This is a genomic window from Ferroacidibacillus organovorans, from assembly GCF_001516615.1.
Lineage (GTDB): Bacteria > Bacillota > Bacilli > Alicyclobacillales > SLC66 > Ferroacidibacillus > Ferroacidibacillus ferrooxidans_B.
In genome coordinates this window covers 153,248-172,012 of sequence record NZ_LPVJ01000006.1, presented here as the reverse complement: position 1 = coordinate 172,012, position 18,765 = coordinate 153,248, and the positions used below count along the sequence as shown (strand labels likewise).

Below are 18,765 nucleotides of genomic sequence, written 5' to 3'. Positions count from 1 at the left end.
CACGAACACCTTCCCGTCGATTCGATACGCAGACAAAAAGTGTCTACTCTATCTGAATTATTCCATGAAAAGATGACGAATTAATGACGTTGCAAGATGTCCGTCTAGCGCGTGACTCGTCGATTCTCGCGATGTGCCTGAACCGCCAGTTCATTCACGCGCGTGAGTTCGATCATGTCTTCAGACGAAATCTCGGGGTCGGTGTCGCGAAGAATCGCATCCACCCACTGTGTCATCGCACTGCGGCGTGCGGGCGGCAGGCTCACTGTTGTCAGTGGTCCGCGCAAAAAGCGGACGCGCGCTGTCTCATTCTCAATCAGCAGTGACCCTTTCGTGCCGTGAATCTCCATAAGAAACGGGCTGCCGCCAGAGATAAAGCTGCTCTCAAGGATTCCGAGTGCGCCAGATGCATACTCAATCATCACGGTCGCATTGTCATCAACGGCGTGGCCAAGTGTTGCCTCAAGGCGTGCAGAGAGCGCGCGTACAGGCCCAATCAGGCGGTTCGAGAGATAGATCGGATGGGCGCCAAGGTCAATCAGCGCACCGCCTCCGCACGCAATCGGATCGTAGAAATGGGCAGGCAGCCAGCCGTTTGGGTGCTCATCTGTTGACACAGCGCCATCGTGCGCGACTCGGCAGCGAAACGACGTGATGCGCCCCAGCGCCTCTTCTCGCAGCAGAGACTCAGCATACACAGTATAGGGTGCACTGAGGCGCGGCAATGAGAGCATAAGGTGGACGTCTGACGATTTTGCGAGTTTTGTCAGATAAACAGCGTCACTCGTGGTGAGTGCGAGCACCTTTTCACTAAAGACGTGTTTTTTATGCATTATGGCCTCTTCGATGATCATTTTGTGCATGTTAGTCGGCGTATCGACGATCACTCCGTCGATGTTGGCCTCGCGGTAGAGTGAAGACGTAGTCTCATAAAAAGGAACGCCGATTTCTCGCGCAAAGGCGTGTCCGCGCTCGGGGTTTTCGTCCCACACTGCGGCTACCTCAATTTCTTTATGGGCGTTTGCCTCGCGCAGATAATCCGTCGCGTGAACGTGCCACTTGCTCATCATACCCACTCGAATCATCGATTGGATACCTCCATTATCATATAGGTGTACCTATAGATTACACGATGATGAAAAAGAGCGCCCGTCGGATTTCTCCAGATGAGCGCCCTTGTGGTTTTGAAACGTTCGTGAATCAAGAATGTGCGAATTTCAGGACGTCCGCTTCACGTGCGGCGCCGATCTTACGACCCGCTTCTTTTCCATCCTTGATCAAGATCATGGTAGGGATGCTCTGCACGCCAAACTTCATCGCGAGTTCAGGCGACTGGTCGACATCCACATAATAATAGTCAACGGTTGTGTCTTCTCCTGCAATTTTAGAGACCACCGGTCTCAACATTCGGCAACCCGGTCACCAATCTGCAGAGAAGTCAAGAATGACGGGTTTTGTGGAGGATCCGACAAGTGTATCGTATTCCGCCGTTTGCAGCGTTTTCATCATAAGCTTTCCTCCTTTACCGTCGATTCACTGAGAATTGGATAAAGAATCGACTTACCTATATATAGTGTACCTAAGCATTCAGTGATAATCAAACACGCGACATAGACGACGTGTGAGTTTGCGAGACTGACGTATATGAAGATGGGTCATTCCACATACTGGGTGTGGAGGAGTGAGCCGCATTGACGACTGAGATGGAGTCGCTTGAACAAGTTGCCATTTCAACAAATCTTCAACAGAATGACGCATTTCTAAAACAGCTGTTGGGTATAGGGGTCAGTTGGGATCTCATTGCCAAACCGTTTGTCTATGAGCAGATCAGCATGACGGGATACACAGCAAACGGTTTTTTCCTGACGATGAACATGGTACTCATCCTTGAAAATGTTGAGATGTCTTTAAAAGAGTTTGTATCGCGCCATCCTGCGCGCGATTTTACGATTGATGAACTGGTGAATTATCTGAATGTCACAATCAGTTTTGTACAAGTCCAGAAAGTAGACAAGATGAAAGATGCGGTTCGCTATATTTTGTCCGGCCCGCTTGTCATCTTCCTTGACGGCTATCATGAAACACTCATGATCGACACCCGGATCTATCCGATGCGCTCCATTGCCGAGCCGGAAGTTGAGCGGGTTGTGCGCGGGCCGCGCGACGGGTTTGTCGAGACGATGCTCATGAATGTGGCACTTATCCGCAGGCGTCTGCGCGATCCACGGCTGCGCGTTGAACTCATTCAGGTGGGGACGCGCTCACAGACGGACGTGAGTGTCATGTATCTTCAAGATGTAACGAACGATACGCTTGTCGACAATGTGAAAAAGGAACTCAAATCCATCAATACGGACGTTGTCGCGATGGGGGAGCAAGCGGTGACGGAGTTTATTGCAAAGGTTAAGTGGAATCCGTACCCGGTCGTCCGGTACACGGAGCGACCTGATGTCGCGGCGACATGTCTGATGGAAGGACAGATCGTCATCGTTGTCGATACGACGCCAGAAGTGATCATTGCACCAAGCACACTGTTTAATCACATCCATCACCCGGAAGATTATCACTCTATCCGACGAATGGGACATACATGCGTGTGGTCTCACTGCTCGGTGCGCTCATTTCGGTTTTCTCGCCTGCTTTTTTTATTGTCGCCGCGCAACTTGGCAATGTAGAGCCGCGTTGGCTGGCGAGGTTGGTCGATCCGGCGCCGCTCCCGCTCCCGCTCGCTGTTCAGTTTCTTTTGGCGCAGCTTGCCGTAGACCTCTTTGAGCGTGCGGTGATCAATACCCCGACGGCGCTCGCCACGGCGACAGGTATCGTGGCTGGTCTTGTCTTTGGGCCGTTTGCCGTTTCGATGAACCTCGTTTCGCCTGAGGTGCTCGTCTTCATGGGCTCAGCCATGGTGGCGCAATTTGCCACATCCTCGCATGAGCTGTCTACTGCCAATCGCTTCGTTCGCTTCATTTTAATCATCGTGACATCGCTTGGTGGATGGATCGGGTTTATCCTTGGCATCATCGGCCTTATCGTGCTCCTGGCTACGACAAAGTCGTTTGGCGTGCCGTATCTGTGGCCCTTCTTACCGTTTGACTGGGAGGGCATCAAAGGCGTATTGATCCGCGCACCATTGTATCGAAAAGATGGGCGACCAAGCATCTTTAAGACAAAGACGCTCATCCGCAGAGGCTGACAGAATCTAATGCAAGTGGCAGACCCTTGCACCTGTGCAAAAAATCGCCCAGGCACAGAGGTCTGCCTTCTTTATTTTGGTTAAACCACGCCGCGATGATCTGTATCGCGAAACAGCAACCCGATGGTGTAAATTCCGGCGAGTCCGATCAGTGTGTAGACGACGCGACTCAGCAGTGTAAAGTGACCGCCGAAAATGGCGGCAACCAAATCAAATTGGAACAGACCGACAAGCAGCCAGTTGAGCGCCCCGATGATCACGAGGACAAGCGCCAGTTTGGTCATGTCCATCCCCCTCTCGAACGGATTCATTACAGAAGTAGCGTGGGTCAATCCGTCCATCTTTATGCCCTGGTCGAATCTGTAAACATTTCCTGTCCAGTCTCGTTTTTCCCTGTCATTCGCGGGTTCATAGATTTATAATACGGTGGTGGCTTTTGCGAATCGTTTGTGGAAAAGAGGGCGGTTTGGGAATCTATGAAAAAGGCAGACAAACCGCGTCGACGACTTGTTGAGTCGCGGCTCACGTTTGCGTTTACCGTGGTGTTTTTATCGATGTCCCTGCTTATCGTTCGACTGGGGTATCTTCAGGTCAAGACGAGTTCCCAGTTTATTTCGCAAGAGCACTTAAATGAGTTTGACACGTATACCGTGCCTGCGCCAAGAGGTTGGATTTATGACCGAAACCACGTCTTGCTGGCAGCCGATAAGCCAACCTTTACGGTTGTCTACACGCGTTTGGCGACACCGCTTCAAAACGCGAACGAGATCGCGAAACGCTTGGCGCCTGCATTTGGTGAGTCGGTAAAAACGCTTTTGCAGGCAATGAACGCGTACAATTACGCGAATCCACAGGTGACCATTCTACAGAATGCCTCACCTCGCGCAGTGTCATACGTAGAAGAGCACGAAAGCGCACTGATCGGTGTGCGGGTGATTGCGACGCCCGTTCGCTATTATCCGTATGGGGCGCTCGCTGATCACGTGGTCGGATACATTGGACCGATCCCGCCGAATGGCGTGATGCCACAATATAATAATTATCCAGCCAATGCACAGGTGGGGCTGGACGGTGTTGAGCAGCAATACGATTCCTTTCTGCAAGGCAAGCCGGGTGTCATGCGGGTGCAGGTGAATGCCGCAAATGTGCCGATGAAGGAACTCGGTATGTATCCTGCGCCAGTACCTGGGGACAACCTTGTCCTGAACATTGACGGACACCTGCAGAATGTGTTGCAACAGGCGCTGGCGACGCAAGTGGCGAGCCTGCGCTCGCAAGGTTATTCGTGGGTTGATTCGGGCGTGGCGGTTGCGATGAATCCGCAGACGGGCGCGGTGCTCGCGATGGGCAGCTATCCGGACTACAACCCGCAGTGGTTTGTCGGCGGAATTTCGAATCAGCACTATGCGCAATATCAAAATGCGGCACTTAACATGGCGGTTTCAGGTCTTTTTATGCCGGGTTCGACAGAGAAACCGCTGACGCTTATGGATGCGTTGAACCTTGGCGCAATTAAACCGACGACGACCGTTTGGGATCCAGGCTATCTGCTTGTGGGCAATACGGTACTGCACGAATGGGTGCCTGGCGGATTTGGAGTGGTTACGGTTCCCGAGGCGCTAGAATATTCATCTGACGTTTTTCTGTATCAAACCGGACTCTGGATGGGGCATTATCCGCCGCCTTATAATATCAATACGTGGATGACAGGCGAGCGTGTCAAGGCGTTCAATCAACTCGCCCGTTTTGGCAAGTATTTTGGCTTGACATCACCCACGCAGATCGACTTGCCGAATGAGCGCGTGGGGTATTTCCACGACAATGGCTACCTCTCTGATCTGGCGTACATGGCCATTGGACAGGATCAGGTGTACTCTGCGATCGGGCTTGCCCAGTATGTGAGCGCCATTGCGACAGGGAAGCGCATGAAACCAGAAGTGCTGCATCAAATTCTCTCGCCGTCTGGCAAAGTGCTCAAAACCATTCAACCGGTTGTCCTCAACAAAGTGCCGGTCAGTCCAGCGAATTTGAGTATCATTCGCGAAGGCATGCATTGGGTAACGACAAAGCGAATGGGAACGTCGTGGTCTGTCTTTCTTGGTGATCCCTACTCGGTGGCGGGGAAAACAGGTACGGCGCAAACCGGAATCGTCGGTCATGATATCGCGCTTTTCATTGGTTGGGCGCCGTTTACACATCCGAAGATCGCCGTGGCAGTCATTGTGCCAGGCGCAGGTGAGGGATATCTCTCATCAGGTCCGGTCGCGCGCAAGTTAATCGATGCCTATCTAAATGAGTTGGCCGGCAAAAAGCCGATTCCGCCGACGCCCGTTCACGTCAATTAAGTGAAACTACCTCACATTTGAATCGAGGGAAAACTGCGTGGAACATTTCGAAGAGAGCATACTGAAACTGATTGTTGACACGTCGACCAATCTTCCTCCTGACGTGCGCCGGGCGGTTGAGCAGGCGCAGATCCGAGAAGAGATCGGGTCGCGCGCGGCACTTGCTTTAGATACGATCGTTGAGAATGTTTTATTGGCCGAAGAAGAGCAGGGACCGATATGCCAGGATACCGGGATGCCCACGTTTGAGGTGCACACGCCAGTCGGGGCCAATCAGATCGTGATGGAGCGACAGATTAAATCGGCAGTTGCCGAAGCGACGCGTCTTGGCAAACTTCGCACAAACTCTGTGGATTCTTTGACTGGCAAAAATACGGGTGACAACCTGGGCCCTGGAACACCGGTCATTCACTTTCGCCAATGGGAAAACGATGAGATTGATGTCCGGCTGATTCTTAAAGGCGGTGGGTGTGAAAATAAGAACATCCAGTACAGTCTGCCGACGGATCTTCCCGGCCTCGGGAAAGCAGGGCGCGATCTCGACGGTATTCGCAAGTGCATTATGCATGCGGTGTACCAAGCTCAAGGGCAGGGTTGCAGCGCCGGTTTTATTGGCGTCTCCATCGGCGGTGATCGAACGACTGGTTACCAACATGCCAAGGAGCAGTTGTTTCGCCATCTTGACGATCAGAACCCGGTACCTGAACTCGCAAAACTCGAATCCTACATCATGGAGCATGCCAATGAGTTGGGCGTGGGAACAATGGGATTTGGCGGGCGGGTATCTTTGCTCGGCTGTAAAATCGCTGCACAAAATCGGCTTCCTGCGAGTTTCTTTGTCTCTGTTGCGTACAACTGCTGGGCGTTTCGTCGACAGGGCGTACGCATTGATCCACGCACCGGAGAGATTCTCAACTGGATTTACAAACAGGGCACATCTGATCTTAAACGCAAAGAATCTGCCGTTTTTTCGGATAAGGTGAAGGTGTTGCGAGCGCCTATCTCAGAAGAAGCGATTCGCGCGCTTCATGTGGGCGATGTGGTATTGATCCGTGGCGAGATGCATACGGGACGCGATGCGCTCCATAAGTACTTGATGGATCACGACGCACCAGTGTCACTTGATGGAGGGGTGCTTTACCACTGCGGACCGGTCATGTTAAAGGATGACCAAGGCAAGTGGCACGTAAAGGCGGCAGGGCCCACCACCAGCGCGCGCGAAGAACCATATCAGGCGGAGATCATCCAAAAATTCGGCCTGCGCGCCGTCATAGGCAAAGGTGGCATGGGCGCAAAAACGTTGGCGGGGCTAAAGGCGTCAGGCGCAGTCTATCTCAATGCGATCGGCGGCGCCGCACAGTACTATGCGAAAAGCGTCGAGGCGGTAAACGGTGTGGACTTTCTCGATGAGTTTGGGATTCCTGAAGCGATGTGGCATCTTCAGGTAAATGGGTTTCCGGCAATTGTGACGATGGACAGCCACGGCAACAGTTTGCATGCGGATGTGGATAAACAATCCTTTAAAAAACTTGAGGCATTCGCCGATCCAGTGTATTGAACGATCATTGTGGTTGCCAAAACCATACGCAAGGATAGGGATACAAGATGAAGTAGTTCACCACTGCATCTTGTATCCTTTTGCCCTTATTTCAGGACTCTCGTTTGTTCTTTTGCCCCGAACATTTTTAAAAGCATTTCTGTAGGGCACCATCCAGTCAAATACGATATGATTAACATCGTCGCGGGTAGCCCGCCAATGATCATTAAATATTTATTCACAAATAACCCAAGTAAAATAGAGACCCAAAAGAAAATCCCGGCTAGTAACCGAATTGTAGAACCTTTTCCGCTGCACACAAACATTTCATACACCTCTCTCTTATACCCTAATGGGTATATATCAGGTTAAGTATAGTTCTAAAGTATCTGGACAGCAAGACTCCATTTAATTGAATTAAAATCCCAGTGACTACAAAAAGGGCCAGAGGGGAGATAGTACCAATTCGCCGAGTTTTTGCGTCATCGGCCTGCGATTCCATTCTACAAGGCTCAGTTCGCGGCACGCCTTGAGATCATATTCAAACATCTTTTCCATCTGTGCCGCCATCTCTGCGCTAAAAAACTCCACATTGATCTCGTGATTTCCAAAGAGGCTCAAGCGATCAAGGTTTGCAGTTCCGATGGTGGTCCACTTCCCGTCAACTGTTGCGGTTTTAGCATGGATCATTGATCCCTGGTACAAAAAAATGCGAATGCCCCGCTTTAGGCAATCGGTAAAATACGTCCGCGCCAACCAGTCCGCCAGAAGATGATTAGAGCGTTCAGGGACGAGCAGAGAGATTTGCACGCCTCGATCAGCCGCGTCCATCAATGCTGATAAAACCACGCGATCTGGCACGAAATAAGGCGTTGTCAGATACACCCGCTCTTTTGCCAGATCGATCGCCTCGATATACATGGCGCGAATGGGAAAGAGGATGCGTTGTGGGTTATTGACATACGGTCTTATATAAGGTGAAAGGGACGCGCGTTCTGTTTTGAGCTTGGGAAGTTTATGGGTCTGTGCATTCCAAAAATCGCAAAATGTTGCAAAAAGATTGTGTGACGCACGCCCTTCGATGCGCACATGCGTATCGCGCCATTTTCGGCCATACAAATCGCCAATGTTAAATCCACCGACGTAGCTGATTTTTCTATCGATAATGGCGAGCTTGCGATGGTCGCGCGCGAGTCGACGTGGATCAAACAAGTCGAGAAACCTCTGCCATGCGCGATACCGGTACAGGTGAATATCTGGAGAAAAACGTTTGAAGGCGCGCGGCACAACAAGGTTTGCAAAGGAGTCAAAAACCACAAAGACGGATACACCTTCGCCTGCTTTTTTAGCCAGGAGATCCTTGATTTCTTGACCGACGGCATCCGCTTTCCATATGAAGGATTCAACACAGACAATTTCCTGTGCCTGCGTGATATCGCGTATGAGTGCTTGATAAAAGTCCATTCCGTATGTGTAGATCGTGATCTGGTTTTCATCAATCACTGTCTCGACAGGCGGCTGGTTGATGATAGAGAGTTTGCGCTGTCGGCGAAACTGGTTGCTTATCAGAGAGATGAGAATAACGATGAGCTGCGAAGAAATGATGAGTGCTATTGCAATTAGAAAACCATCCTCGAGTTCTCGATAACTCATCGTAAGCCTCCTTCTAATGAAGAGTATGAAGCGCCTGAAGCGTCGCAGCGTACAAATCCTAGCTTATTGCGCGTGAAGTGTCAAAAGATCCGTTGAATCGAAGTTTCAGTACATTTCTTTGCTTTCCTACATACAACAATGTTGCGCACAGGAAAAAGTTTTGCCTTCAGTTAAATGTCGTGGTATTCTAAAGATAGCAAGAGTGGCGAAGCTGAGGGGTGAGGAACATGTCTTTCACGGTGGAAGAGCTTGGGTCTGGCGCGAAAAACACAGTAAACCTGGATCAGGCAGAGTTGAAAATGGTGTCTGCTGTGCTCGAAACCTCTCAACTGAGCCAATATCGCGCTGTGCCGTATGGAAAAAAGAAACTGGGGCGAGGCGTACTCACATTGATGTGGGCATTGCGCATTTATGTTTTTCTCGCGCTTCCACTCGTCGCGTACGTCTTTTTTTCCTCACTCAAAGCATAAAGGAATTTCAAACCACAGATCATTTTTAACTACGTCGCCAGAATGCTCGCCTGTGCGGGATTCGGGCCGACGTTTTTTTGTTTCACGGTTCTCATAGTTCGATCGTGTGTTCGTGATCCGCATCTGCAAGCGGCTGAACCTTGCCGCGAAATAGAGAGATCAGTGCCGCGAAGAATCCAAGCGCCGTGACGCCGGCAAATGCGATGTGAAATCCGGGCAAAAGCATGCGCGGCGGAGCGCCCAACGGAGAATAGCCTTCCGCTAATACAACGCCTTGATACAGTGCAAACGCGAATGCAATTCCGAAACTCTGGCCCAGAGAGCGCGACATATTGAGAAGTCCGGAGGTGACGCCCAATCGATTGCGAGGCGAACTGCCCATGACGGAGCTATTGTTCGGCGGAGTGAAGATCCCCATGCCCATGCCGATGATGAGAAGAGCGATGATGATCCATAGGAGCGGCTCTGATGAAGATAGGAGCAGCAAGGAGAGGCCGCCAAGTGTGGCGAGTGTCATGCCGGCCACCGTTGGTGTGCGTGAACCCAGCCGATCGGCGATGCGCCCAGCCATTGGCGCGAGTAACATCATTCCAATCGGAAGGGGCGTTGTGAGAAGTCCTGAGAGTGATGATGGATTTTTGCGGACTTCCTCAAAGTAAAACGGAATGATGTATAGGACACCGTACATGAGGGCGTACGATAGCGCACCGCTGACATTTCCCCATGTTAGGGTCGGAATTTTAAAAAGTGACAGGTCTACAAGCGGTGCGCGATGGCGTTTTTCCTGCCAGATAAAAAGTGCGCCAGTCGCGACACCGCACGCGAACAGAGAGAGAATGTACGGTGAGCCGAAGCCTTTCTCATTTCCTTGGTTGAGGCCAAGGATCACAGACACGATCGAAATGGCGAGAAGCAGCGAGCCGAGATAGTCAAAAGAAACGCCTTTTGATGTTTGATCTTTTTCCTGATCGATCGGGAGAATGAGTGCAGCCAGTGTTGTGCCGATCAAGCCGACAGGCACATTGACATAAAAAATGGAGCGCCAGCCGAATGCGCTGATCAGCAGACCGCCTATCGCGGGACCGAGCGACAAACCGACAGCGAGCGCTGAACCCTGGATGCCAATCGCCTTGCCGCGCACAGATGAGGGAACTGCCGCCGTGATGATCGCGACGCTATTTGCTTGCAGCATCACAGCGCCAATGGCCTGCAACACGCGCGCGCCGATGAGAAACGGGAGCGACTGCGCGGCGCCGCAGAGCGCTGAGCCCACAATGAAAATTCCGAAGCCCATGGTGTAGAGGGGTCTTCTTCCAACGATATCGGCGATCCGTCCAAAGACTGTGAGAAGCGCTGTCAATGTCAAGAGATAGGCGAGTGCAACCCACGCAGTTGCGCTCAAGGCGACGTGAAATTGCCGGGTGATTGTTGGCAGCGCCACCGTGATGATGCTGCCGTCGAGCGCCGCCATGAAAGCACCGATACAGACAGTGGCGACAACATACCAATGGTAGTTGGTTTTGGCGCGGATTCCAGCGAGTGGGAGATTGGCAGTGATGGTTTCTCGTACTTTCATTGTGTGCGGGACATGCCCTGTCTCCTTTCAGCGTGATGCTGGAATCGAATGGGTATCTTGTGTATGAGACCCTAACGGCAAAAGGATTAATGGGTTTCTTGGCGCGTTAATTTAACTGCAAACGCATAGCGGTCGGCCCGGTAGGAAACGGAAGAGTATTCCACGGGGCGACCCGCGCCGTCTTCTGTGATGCGCTCCACGTAAAGGATGGGATCGTCAGGCCGACACCCGAGCCGCTCTGCGCGCAAAGGTCCGGCCAAAGCGGCAGTCACGGTCTGCTCGCCAGATGCGATCGCAATGCCTTCAGCCTCAAGCAGTTTGTAAAGAGAGCGCGTGGCCCCGTGTGCGCTGATCCTAGCCAAAAGGTCCTCCGGAAGATAGCTCTCGTCATAAAACAATGGCTCGCCATCGGTACAGATAACCCGTGACACAAAGAGCACATTTTGCTTTGGCGTGATGCGGAGCAGGGACGCCACACGTTCACTCACCGGAATTACTTGAGCCTTAAATTCACGGATGGAAATCAATTGGTTCGTCTGCTCCAATGCTTCCATAAAGCCGTACAAGTGCGTGGACTGCGCGGGCGCTTTTCGCTGAACAAAGGTTCCCCTGCCTTGTTGGCGGATCAAATAGCCTGCGTCGACGAGATCGCGAATAGCCTGACGAACCGTTGTGCGCGAAACGTTGTGAAGTGTTGTCAACTCTTGCTCCGTCGGGATCATTTGACCGGACGGCCATTCGCCCGACTCGATTCGCTCCAGCAAGGATGCTTTTAGTTGGACATAGAGCGGGTGAACGGATCGCATGGATGGCATCATCATCGCCTCGCATCCGATTGAATTTGTAGTAACATTATAATGTATGTAGATAGTATACACATTTTTCTGTTGAGGTGGTAATCCATCCGCCTATTTTTGTTTTCGAGCAAAGAGGCCTTGCTGAGCAAGGCCTCTTTGCAAAGCATGCGCATCAAAACAAATCTTCATCGACATTTGATGCTCTCATCACACTTTTGGTCGTGGTCATCTCGGGTGTAGCTCGCCGTTTGGCGAACTCCCATGCAGCGATGCCAACGCCTGCGCCCAATAACAGGGTGGGCATCATGCCGAGTCCCCTGTGAATGTTCCGCCGTGGATTGTAAACCCGATCAACGATTCCCCACATGGCGAACACCTCCTGTCGGACATAGACTTCCCGAAACAAGCGTGAGCTAGTGAGGGATCTTTTTCCACTGGGCTTGCGCGGAATACACTGCGCATGCGGGAATGGCTATGGTAAACTTAAATGATAGGAATATCTACAAATCATGTTGCGCATACGCATTTTGCCGGGTGTGCCCAGTTTTTAGGTGAGATTGTTCTCCTCCCGTGTCACTCGCGGAATAGGCGACGAGCACAATTGGCTTTCCGAGTTTTTCGCTCAGGGATTCCTCCATTTGATGCAGTGTGGTGAGATCGCTTGATTGAAGTGAGGCAGTTTTAAACTCGCCCATCGAGAGCCTGCTTTCTATAGGGTGATGTGAACAGAGATTGGACATCTCGCATTCGTATTTCTAGTATGAAGTTGGATCGCCGAGTTCATACGTGCATGACGTGAACGGATTATGCGAAGGATGGCTTAGACGATGAACGGAAAACAAGATGAATACGCTGTTTTGCGCGATCGCCGCATTGTGGACGCACTCTCGACATGGTTTCGGGGGGTGGCTCGCGATCTGCCGTGGCGCAGGACAAAGGATCCTTACCTCATTTGGGTTTCTGAAGTGATGCTTCAGCAGACCCGGGTGGAAACGGTCATTCCCTATTACAATCGATTTGTCGAGCGATTTCCAAGTGTCGAGGCGCTCGCAGTGGCGCCCGAGGAGGAGGCGCTCAAGTTTTGGGAGGGGCTTGGCTACTACCGAAGGTTGCGCCACCTCGTCACTGCAACGCGCGAGCTTCGGGAGAATTACGGCAATCACGTTCCGCGTGACGCAAAGATATTTTCCAACCTGCCGGGCGTTGGTGAATACACGTTGGGTGCGGTGATGTCCATCGCCTATGGCCAAGCGCTCCCGGCAGTGGATGGCAATGTGATGCGCGTCTTGTCGCGCGTCGACGGCTTTCAGGAGGACATCGCGACGGCGCAGGCCAGGAATTACCTGAAGCAACGCGCGCAAACGCTTGTCAATTTGGCAGACCCCGGAGAGTTCAATCAGGCGCTCATGGAGCTTGGCGCAACCCTTTGCCAGCCGAAAAATCCACAGTGTAGCCAGTGCCCGATTGCAACGGAATGCGTCGGACTGCGCGAGGGTATTCACCTCAAGCTGCCGATCAAGCGTCCCAAAGGGGCAATTCCGACAAGAGAGTTTTTGGCGCTGGCAATTTTTCAAGATGGCCGTCTGGCGGTTGAAAAGAGGCCAGCCATTGGACTGCTCGCAAACCTATGGCAACTCCCGCTTGTTGAGCATGCTTTTGAACGGATGACGCAAGAGGGCTCGTGGCTTCAGGATGTGCTGTCTGCAAGGGGAATCAAAAAATCGCTTGACGTGCGCGATCGCGGTGTGTATGAGCATGTTTTTTCACACCAGAAGTGGTGTGCACGCTTGATCGAGGTTCACATCTCATCGGATGAATGCGTGACTTCGTGTAGAATGATGTCGAGGGAAGAGCGCGCCCCGCTGCCTTTTGCGCGCATTTTTGTTCGCATGCTTAATGATTTGGAGGGGAATAAATGTGAGCATACTTTCGATTGAACTCTCTGAGCAGGGCGCTTTGCGTCTGCATTCCGTGCTCGCGGAGGAGCAGGAAGAAGGCTTGTGCGTACGTGTCTCCGCGTCGCCTGGCTGAGGAGGGATGCGGCTGCGCATCGCTCTGGATGAGCGAATGAAACGAGACAAAGAGATTCAAGTCAAAGGTATCCCGTTTGTGGTTGATCCATTTACTGCGGCACTCCTTCGAGAGCCGATCACCGTGTATTACGATGATGTGGAGGATTCATTCCGCGTCGGCTTTACCGGTTATGAGGGAGAGTTGTGTTAAACGTGACTGTTTTGCGAAAAGATCCCCATATCCGTTTGTCCACAAACGCGCTACAATAAGCCTATGGCAAATGTGCAGATTTCTTCTAAGACACGCTATGTTCTCGTCGCAGAAAAAATTGAGTCGATGATCATGAAAGGCGAATGGTTGCCGGGACAGCGGTTGCCAACGCTTGAAGAACTCGCGGCGAGGTTCTTGGTATCGCGCGCGGTGGTTCGCGAAGCGTGCAGTGTTCTCGTCGGTGCGGGGTTGATCGAGATCCGCCACGGTGATGGGATCTACGTCAAATCGTTTTCGCTGGATTCCTTTTTGCGGCCGATTCACGCTGCGATTCTTTTGGCCGCGTCTGACGCGCGCGCGTTGCTTGAAGTAGGGATGTGGCTTGAGGGCGGCATTGTTGAGCAAGCGACGCAGCGTCGACGGCGCCAAGACTGTGATTTTCTCTCGGAAACGCTCTTTATGATGGAGGCGAGTCGGGAAGACGCCGGAAGAATGACGGAGTGTGAGCGGCAGTTTCACGTCACGCTGTCGGAGTGTGCGGGAAATGAGGTCGCGGCGAATCTCCTGCGCATCCTTTATCAACCACTCACGGGTGTGATGAACCTATTGCTCATGGATGAAACCTTTCGCGATGAGATGATCACACTTCATCGCGCACTCTATGACTCCATTGTTGTGCAAGATGGCGAGTCGGCAAAGCGTTATATACAGCTCTATCGCAGGCGCGCCGTGGATGCGATGCGCAATGTGAAATGAAAGGGTGATCTGTATTTTGACAAGATCGAAAAAACTTCTCTTTTTTCTCATCTCTTTATGCGCGATGACGCTGCTTGCCGTTGGCTCTATCCAGATTGACACTCACTTTACATTGGCTATGATCCTTCTTGGGATTGGTATTGTCGTCGCGGCAATGGGATTTGTGTTAAAGGCAGCGTTTCGCAGGCGCGGGTTGGTGTAAGAAACAAAGAGGAAAACTCAGCAGACCGATTCATGGAGGTGAGCGTCAATGGATGTCGCACAACGAATTTTTGTCATTGATGATGACGAGAGTGTGCGAACCGTGATGGAGCGCTACCTTTTGCGCGAAGGGTTTTCAGTCACCTGTTTTGCAAACGCAGATTTGGCGATGCCGGCGCTTGTCGAAAATCTGCCTGATATGGTGATTCTTGACATCATGCTTCCGGGCACTAGCGGGTATGATCTCTGCCGATGGCTGCGCGCACGCACGGAGGTCCCGATCATCATGGTCTCTGCGCGCGATGAAGAGGTGGATCGCGTGCTGGGACTTGAACTTGGCTCTGATGATTATCTCTCAAAGCCTTTCTCGCCGCGTGAACTCGTCGCGCGTGTGCGCACCGTCTTGCGTCGGCTAAGCGGTGCACGCGCCGCATCAGCTCAGGATGCCGCGACGGCACAGTATCCCACTTGTGCGGATCTCGAACTGCGGGATGATGAGCGGCGCATTGTCGCGGCGGGGCACGATCTTGTCCTTACCACCAAAGAGTTTGAGTTGCTCGCCTACTTTATTAAAAATAAAAGCCGTGCATTTACGCGCGAACAGTTGCTCACACAGGTGTGGGGGTATGATTTTATCGGCGATGAACGCGCCATCGACGATCTGGTCAAACGCCTTCGACGAAAACTGACGCAGGCACAATCGATTGCCGAGATCATCACGGTGTGGGGGTATGGCTACAAACTTGAAGGCTAAGCCAGGCGTGCGGCGCGGCGTCAGATTCTCCCTCCGAATGCGTATGCCAATCGCGATCAAAGTGGTGGTTGTCTATCTTGCGATTGTGATGATCTCGCTTGCGCTCGCAGGGTATCTGACAAATCGCTCGATCTCACAGTATGTGATCGATTCGACGCGCAGCAATCTCATCGACGATGGACATCAGATCATCAAACAGTTTCGCGCGTACGGGCATACGCTTCAGGAGCACCGCGCCGTCCCCCTTACGAGTCGCTCGATTGTGACGATCGCCGCCCAGAGTGTGCAGCGCGAGTATATCATTGTCGACCCCAATGGAAGCATTGTGTGGAATACGTTCACGGCATCGGATCTCCCGCTGCTTCAACACGTGAGCACGCTTGTCGCGATGGCCTTAAAGGGCCACCATACGGCATCAGGTGTCTATCCGCAACAAAACCCCGTTTTTGAGTTTGTGGCGATACCGTTTTCTTACGCGTATCTCGTCCCCGTCACGTCGCTTCACCCGGGTTTTCCGCCAAGTATCATGATGCCCAATCTCACAATCGAACATCAAAACACAAAAGTGCTTGTCCTTTTCACAAAACTCAGCGACATGAAACGGATCACTTATGGAATTTGGGTGGCAGTCGCCCAAGGATTGATCATCGCTACATTGATCACGGCGGTCGTCGGAATCGTGCTCGCAAGATCGCTGATGCAGCCGGCGAGCCTTTTAAAGCAGGCGATCATGCGTGTGCAGGAGCGCGACTTTACGCACGTCCCGGTGATTCACACAGGAGATGAGTGGGAAGATTTCGCCAATGCATTCAACAATATGGTGGATGCGCTCAAAGCGTTTGATGAAGGGCAGAAGCGCTTTCTCCAAAACGCGTCCCACGAGCTGAAAACGCCGCTCATGGGTATCCGCGGATACGCAGAGGGCTTGCGCGATGGCGTCTTTGAACCGAGCGAATCGATGCACATTCTTGACATCATCGCGGCAGAGAGTGTGCGCTTGAAGCGGTTGGTCGATGAGCTTATCTATCTCTCAAAATTGGAAACACTGGATGATGTATACACGTTCACCCATGATAATCTGATCAAAATCATTACCAAGACGGTCGATCGCGCCTATCCGCTCGCCCGCGAGCGAAAGATCCAAATCGTTTCTGATCTGCCAGAAGGCATCGTGCTGGTGTACATTGATTCGGACAAGATTGTCCAGGCGCTGCTTAATCTGATCGGAAACGCGCTTCGCCACGCGCGTTCACGCGTGATTGTCACACTGCGCAAAGAGGAGTTCGCAAAGATCATTGTTGAGGATGACGGAGAAGGGTTTGTCATGGAAGATGTCGAACGGGTGTTTGAGCGGTTCTTTCACGGGGATAAAGGTGAGACGGGGCTTGGACTCTCGATTGTGCGCGCCATCGTGGAAAAACACCGCGGCAAGATAACGGCTGAAAATGGCGTGATGGGCGGCGCAAAATTTACAATTGAACTTCCATAGATCAAGTGGACTTCGACTGGGGATAAGCATAGGATTTGTACAGAGAGCGAGTGGGTGTGCCTTGCAAGAAATGAGAGAACCGATGCGCAGGTATGTGATGAAACTGACAGAGGTAGGCGTTTCCCTCCTCTTTCTTGTCATTGCGTTAACCATCTTTGCGCATATACTCAACTACATCATGCCGTTTGTTATTGGCTTTTTAATCGCGGCTGTCCTGCTTCCAATTGCGACGTTTTTTGAATCCTTTCTTCCGCGCGTCATCGCGATCAGCGCCGCGCTTGTCGTTTCCCTCGGTGGACTGCTCGCTGTTATCGTCTTTTTGCTTGTTCAGGGTGCAGGTGAAGCGGCCAGTCTCGCCATTGCAATTCCCCGCTATTTCGGAATGTGGAAGCAGATTTCTCAATACGCGATTGAGCAGGGGATGGCTGTCTACGCACACCTTCCCTTAAAGATGGTGGAAGCCGTACAGACGACCGTCAACACGATGGTCGATCAGGTGCGTCAGTTTGCGCTGACGCTTCTCAGTGGATTTGTCGGAGAGGTGGCGCTTTTGCCTGATCTGATCGTCATCGTCGTCATCTCTGTCGTCGCCGCCTACTTTTTTTTGGCGCAGCGCGAGATGCTGCTGCAGGGCATGAGACGGTGGTTGCCGCCTGGTTGGGGACCGAAGGTGGAAGAGATTGCAGGTGACGTGTGGCGCGCGGTGATCGGGCTTTTTCGTGCGCAGTTGGTGTTGATTGGGATAACCAGTGTGATCTGTGTCATCGGGCTTGCACTCATGGGCGTGCAATACGCGCTTTTGCTAGGTGTCAGTATCGGCCTTACGGGGTGGGTTCCCATCGTCGGATCGGGAATCATTACGATTCCTTGGGTGATAGGGGCGCTTGTAACGGGAAAGGTGATTCTTGCGATCAAAATTTTGCTGTTGCAGGCGGTCGCCTCTGTGGTCCGGCACACGATTGAGCCTAAGTTGTTGGCGTCAAACATGGGGATCGGAACGTTTGCGACGATGTTTGGCATGTATGTCGGGCTGACGAGTCTTGGTATTCTCGGACTTTTGCTCGGGCCGCTTTTGATGATTGCGATACGCTCACTCCTGCGCGAACGGATCTTTGACGATTTTTTCCCGACCAGCATGCTCTCGCCAGACGAACTCGAAGAGAAGCGTTCGTAGCGAATCTTGACAAAGGGGTCGGTTTGCGTGCCCGAAGGCAGGGTGTATGCAGAGCGCTGTAAGATGGATGGATGGTTGCGCGCGGCTACGGATGAACCTGACGGATCCTGGCAACTTGTCAGCAGAAAGTTTGACGGCGCAGTTCATCGAATTTGGTCGCACGCGTTACCCTCGCTGTGGCAGGGCGCGGCGCGCGATGCGCCAGATTATGTCTTTCTCATTCCCGCGCAGACGCGAGTCGTTGAAAGAAACGGGGAGAGCTGGGTGCGGCCATATCCTGTGCTCGCCTGTTTTGAGTGCCGTTCGCTTGTGCAAAGCATGGTGCTGCTGCAACCGGAGGGGCCGCAATTCTATTGCAATGCGTATACGGATTTGCGTGTGGACGACGAACATAAGACGATAAGTTTTGTGGATATGGATCTTGACGTATTTGTGGATCGGGAGGGTAAAATCGAACTGTTAGACCGTGGGGAGTTTGCGCTTCATGCGCGCCGCCACTCGTATCCTATCGAACTGTGTCGCCAAATAGAAATCGACATCAAAAAAACGATCAAGGACGTCAAGCAGCGACGCGGCGCATTCTCACTTTTGACTTAA

22 protein-coding genes are annotated in these 18,765 nt (G+C 52.2%); 13 read left to right on the top strand and 9 right to left on the bottom strand.

Going from position 1 to position 18,765, the window contains the following annotated elements:
• Nucleotides 1-104: 104 nt before the first annotated feature.
• From ATW55_RS02375 to ATW55_RS16660, 3 genes are all read right to left on the bottom strand, one after another.
• Nucleotides 105-1,085, bottom strand: a complete 981-nt coding sequence (locus ATW55_RS02375) for a Gfo/Idh/MocA family protein (protein ID WP_067711774.1) — start codon at nucleotides 1,083-1,085, stop codon at nucleotides 105-107.
• Nucleotides 1,086-1,200: 115 nt separating this feature from the next.
• Nucleotides 1,201-1,407, bottom strand: coding sequence for a thioredoxin family protein (locus ATW55_RS02370; protein ID WP_067711771.1), 207 nt, complete (start codon nucleotides 1,405-1,407; stop codon nucleotides 1,201-1,203).
• Nucleotides 1,408-1,419: 12 nt separating this feature from the next.
• On the bottom strand, nucleotides 1,420-1,509 hold the full coding sequence (locus ATW55_RS16660) for a thioredoxin (protein WP_235586957.1): 90 nt from the start codon (nucleotides 1,507-1,509) through the stop codon (nucleotides 1,420-1,422).
• Nucleotides 1,510-1,691: 182 nt separating this feature from the next.
• Here ATW55_RS16660 and ATW55_RS16975 point away from each other — a divergent pair, with 182 nt between their 5' ends.
• Together ATW55_RS16975 and ATW55_RS16970 are read left to right on the top strand one after the other, a co-directional pair.
• Nucleotides 1,692-2,675 (top strand): spore germination protein, encoded by a 984-nt coding sequence (locus ATW55_RS16975; protein WP_268753348.1) that lies wholly within the window; start codon nucleotides 1,692-1,694, stop codon nucleotides 2,673-2,675.
• Complete coding sequence (locus tag ATW55_RS16970; protein WP_268753347.1) at nucleotides 2,591-3,193, top strand: spore germination protein; 603 nt, start codon at nucleotides 2,591-2,593, stop codon at nucleotides 3,191-3,193. Before ATW55_RS16975 ends, ATW55_RS16970 begins: the two co-directional genes overlap by 85 nt.
• Nucleotides 3,194-3,273: 80 nt before the next feature.
• Here the strand turns inward: ATW55_RS16970 and ATW55_RS02360 are convergent, their stop codons facing one another.
• A complete protein-coding gene (locus ATW55_RS02360) occupies nucleotides 3,274-3,477 on the bottom strand; it encodes a DUF378 domain-containing protein (protein WP_067711768.1) in 204 nt (67 codons plus the stop codon).
• A gap of 192 nt (nucleotides 3,478-3,669) precedes the next feature.
• On the opposite strand from ATW55_RS02360, the gene ATW55_RS02355 reads away from it, so the two are divergent.
• Entirely contained in the window at nucleotides 3,670-5,538 is a 1,869-nt protein-coding gene (locus ATW55_RS02355; RefSeq protein ID WP_067711765.1) for a peptidoglycan D,D-transpeptidase FtsI family protein, read from the top strand.
• 37 nt (nucleotides 5,539-5,575) lie between these two features.
• On the top strand, nucleotides 5,576-7,096 hold the full coding sequence (locus ATW55_RS02350) for a FumA C-terminus/TtdB family hydratase beta subunit (RefSeq protein WP_067711762.1): 1,521 nt from the start codon (nucleotides 5,576-5,578) through the stop codon (nucleotides 7,094-7,096).
• Between the two features lie 411 nt (nucleotides 7,097-7,507).
• Here ATW55_RS02350 and ATW55_RS02340 read toward each other — a convergent pair whose 3' ends face one another.
• Entirely contained in the window at nucleotides 7,508-8,728 is a 1,221-nt protein-coding gene (locus ATW55_RS02340; protein WP_067711756.1) for a phospholipase D-like domain-containing protein, read from the bottom strand.
• A gap of 227 nt (nucleotides 8,729-8,955) precedes the next feature.
• On the opposite strand from ATW55_RS02340, the gene ATW55_RS02335 reads away from it, so the two are divergent.
• Nucleotides 8,956-9,198, top strand: coding sequence for a hypothetical protein (locus ATW55_RS02335; protein ID WP_067711753.1), 243 nt, complete (start codon nucleotides 8,956-8,958; stop codon nucleotides 9,196-9,198).
• 91 nt (nucleotides 9,199-9,289) lie between these two features.
• Here the strand turns inward: ATW55_RS02335 and ATW55_RS02330 are convergent, their stop codons facing one another.
• The 4 genes from ATW55_RS02330 to ATW55_RS02315 form a co-directional block, all read right to left on the bottom strand.
• A complete protein-coding gene (locus ATW55_RS02330; RefSeq protein ID WP_067711748.1) occupies nucleotides 9,290-10,774 on the bottom strand; it encodes an MFS transporter in 1,485 nt (494 codons plus the stop codon).
• Between the two features lie 86 nt (nucleotides 10,775-10,860).
• Nucleotides 10,861-11,595, bottom strand: a complete 735-nt coding sequence (locus ATW55_RS02325) for a GntR family transcriptional regulator (protein WP_082685464.1) — start codon at nucleotides 11,593-11,595, stop codon at nucleotides 10,861-10,863.
• A gap of 148 nt (nucleotides 11,596-11,743) precedes the next feature.
• Nucleotides 11,744-11,938 carry a hypothetical protein gene (locus ATW55_RS02320; RefSeq protein WP_067711741.1) on the bottom strand — a complete coding sequence of 65 codons (195 nt, stop codon included), beginning with the start codon at nucleotides 11,936-11,938 and terminating at the stop codon, nucleotides 11,744-11,746.
• Nucleotides 11,939-12,071: 133 nt separating this feature from the next.
• The gene (locus tag ATW55_RS02315) at nucleotides 12,072-12,266 is read right to left on the bottom strand and encodes a hypothetical protein (RefSeq protein ID WP_067711738.1); all 195 of its coding nucleotides are present in this window, start codon (nucleotides 12,264-12,266) and stop codon (nucleotides 12,072-12,074) included.
• 132 nt (nucleotides 12,267-12,398) lie between these two features.
• Between ATW55_RS02315 and mutY the strand changes: the two genes are divergently transcribed.
• The 8 genes from mutY to ATW55_RS02275 all read left to right on the top strand — a co-directional run bounded on the left by mutY (nucleotide 12,399) and on the right by ATW55_RS02275 (nucleotide 18,765).
• The gene (mutY, locus tag ATW55_RS02310) at nucleotides 12,399-13,508 is read left to right on the top strand and encodes an A/G-specific adenine glycosylase (RefSeq protein WP_067711735.1); all 1,110 of its coding nucleotides are present in this window, start codon (nucleotides 12,399-12,401) and stop codon (nucleotides 13,506-13,508) included.
• Nucleotides 13,509-13,608: 100 nt separating this feature from the next.
• The gene (locus ATW55_RS02305) at nucleotides 13,609-13,794 is read left to right on the top strand and encodes a hypothetical protein (protein WP_067711733.1); all 186 of its coding nucleotides are present in this window, start codon (nucleotides 13,609-13,611) and stop codon (nucleotides 13,792-13,794) included.
• 63 nt (nucleotides 13,795-13,857) lie between these two features.
• Nucleotides 13,858-14,550 carry a FadR/GntR family transcriptional regulator gene (locus ATW55_RS02300; protein ID WP_067711730.1) on the top strand — a complete coding sequence of 231 codons (693 nt, stop codon included), beginning with the start codon at nucleotides 13,858-13,860 and terminating at the stop codon, nucleotides 14,548-14,550.
• A gap of 16 nt (nucleotides 14,551-14,566) precedes the next feature.
• Nucleotides 14,567-14,752, top strand: a complete 186-nt coding sequence (locus ATW55_RS02295) for a hypothetical protein (protein ID WP_067711726.1) — start codon at nucleotides 14,567-14,569, stop codon at nucleotides 14,750-14,752.
• Nucleotides 14,753-14,800: 48 nt separating this feature from the next.
• The gene (locus ATW55_RS02290) at nucleotides 14,801-15,505 is read left to right on the top strand and encodes a response regulator transcription factor (protein WP_067711721.1); all 705 of its coding nucleotides are present in this window, start codon (nucleotides 14,801-14,803) and stop codon (nucleotides 15,503-15,505) included.
• Nucleotides 15,483-16,994 carry a sensor histidine kinase gene (locus ATW55_RS02285; RefSeq protein ID WP_067711717.1) on the top strand — a complete coding sequence of 504 codons (1,512 nt, stop codon included), beginning with the start codon at nucleotides 15,483-15,485 and terminating at the stop codon, nucleotides 16,992-16,994. The genes ATW55_RS02290 and ATW55_RS02285 overlap by 23 nt, the downstream gene beginning before the upstream one ends.
• Before the next feature lie 82 nt (nucleotides 16,995-17,076).
• The gene (ytvI, locus tag ATW55_RS02280; RefSeq protein ID WP_067711712.1) at nucleotides 17,077-18,168 is read left to right on the top strand and encodes a sporulation integral membrane protein YtvI; all 1,092 of its coding nucleotides are present in this window, start codon (nucleotides 17,077-17,079) and stop codon (nucleotides 18,166-18,168) included.
• Between the two features lie 27 nt (nucleotides 18,169-18,195).
• On the top strand, nucleotides 18,196-18,765 hold the full coding sequence (locus ATW55_RS02275) for a DUF402 domain-containing protein (protein WP_067711707.1): 570 nt from the start codon (nucleotides 18,196-18,198) through the stop codon (nucleotides 18,763-18,765).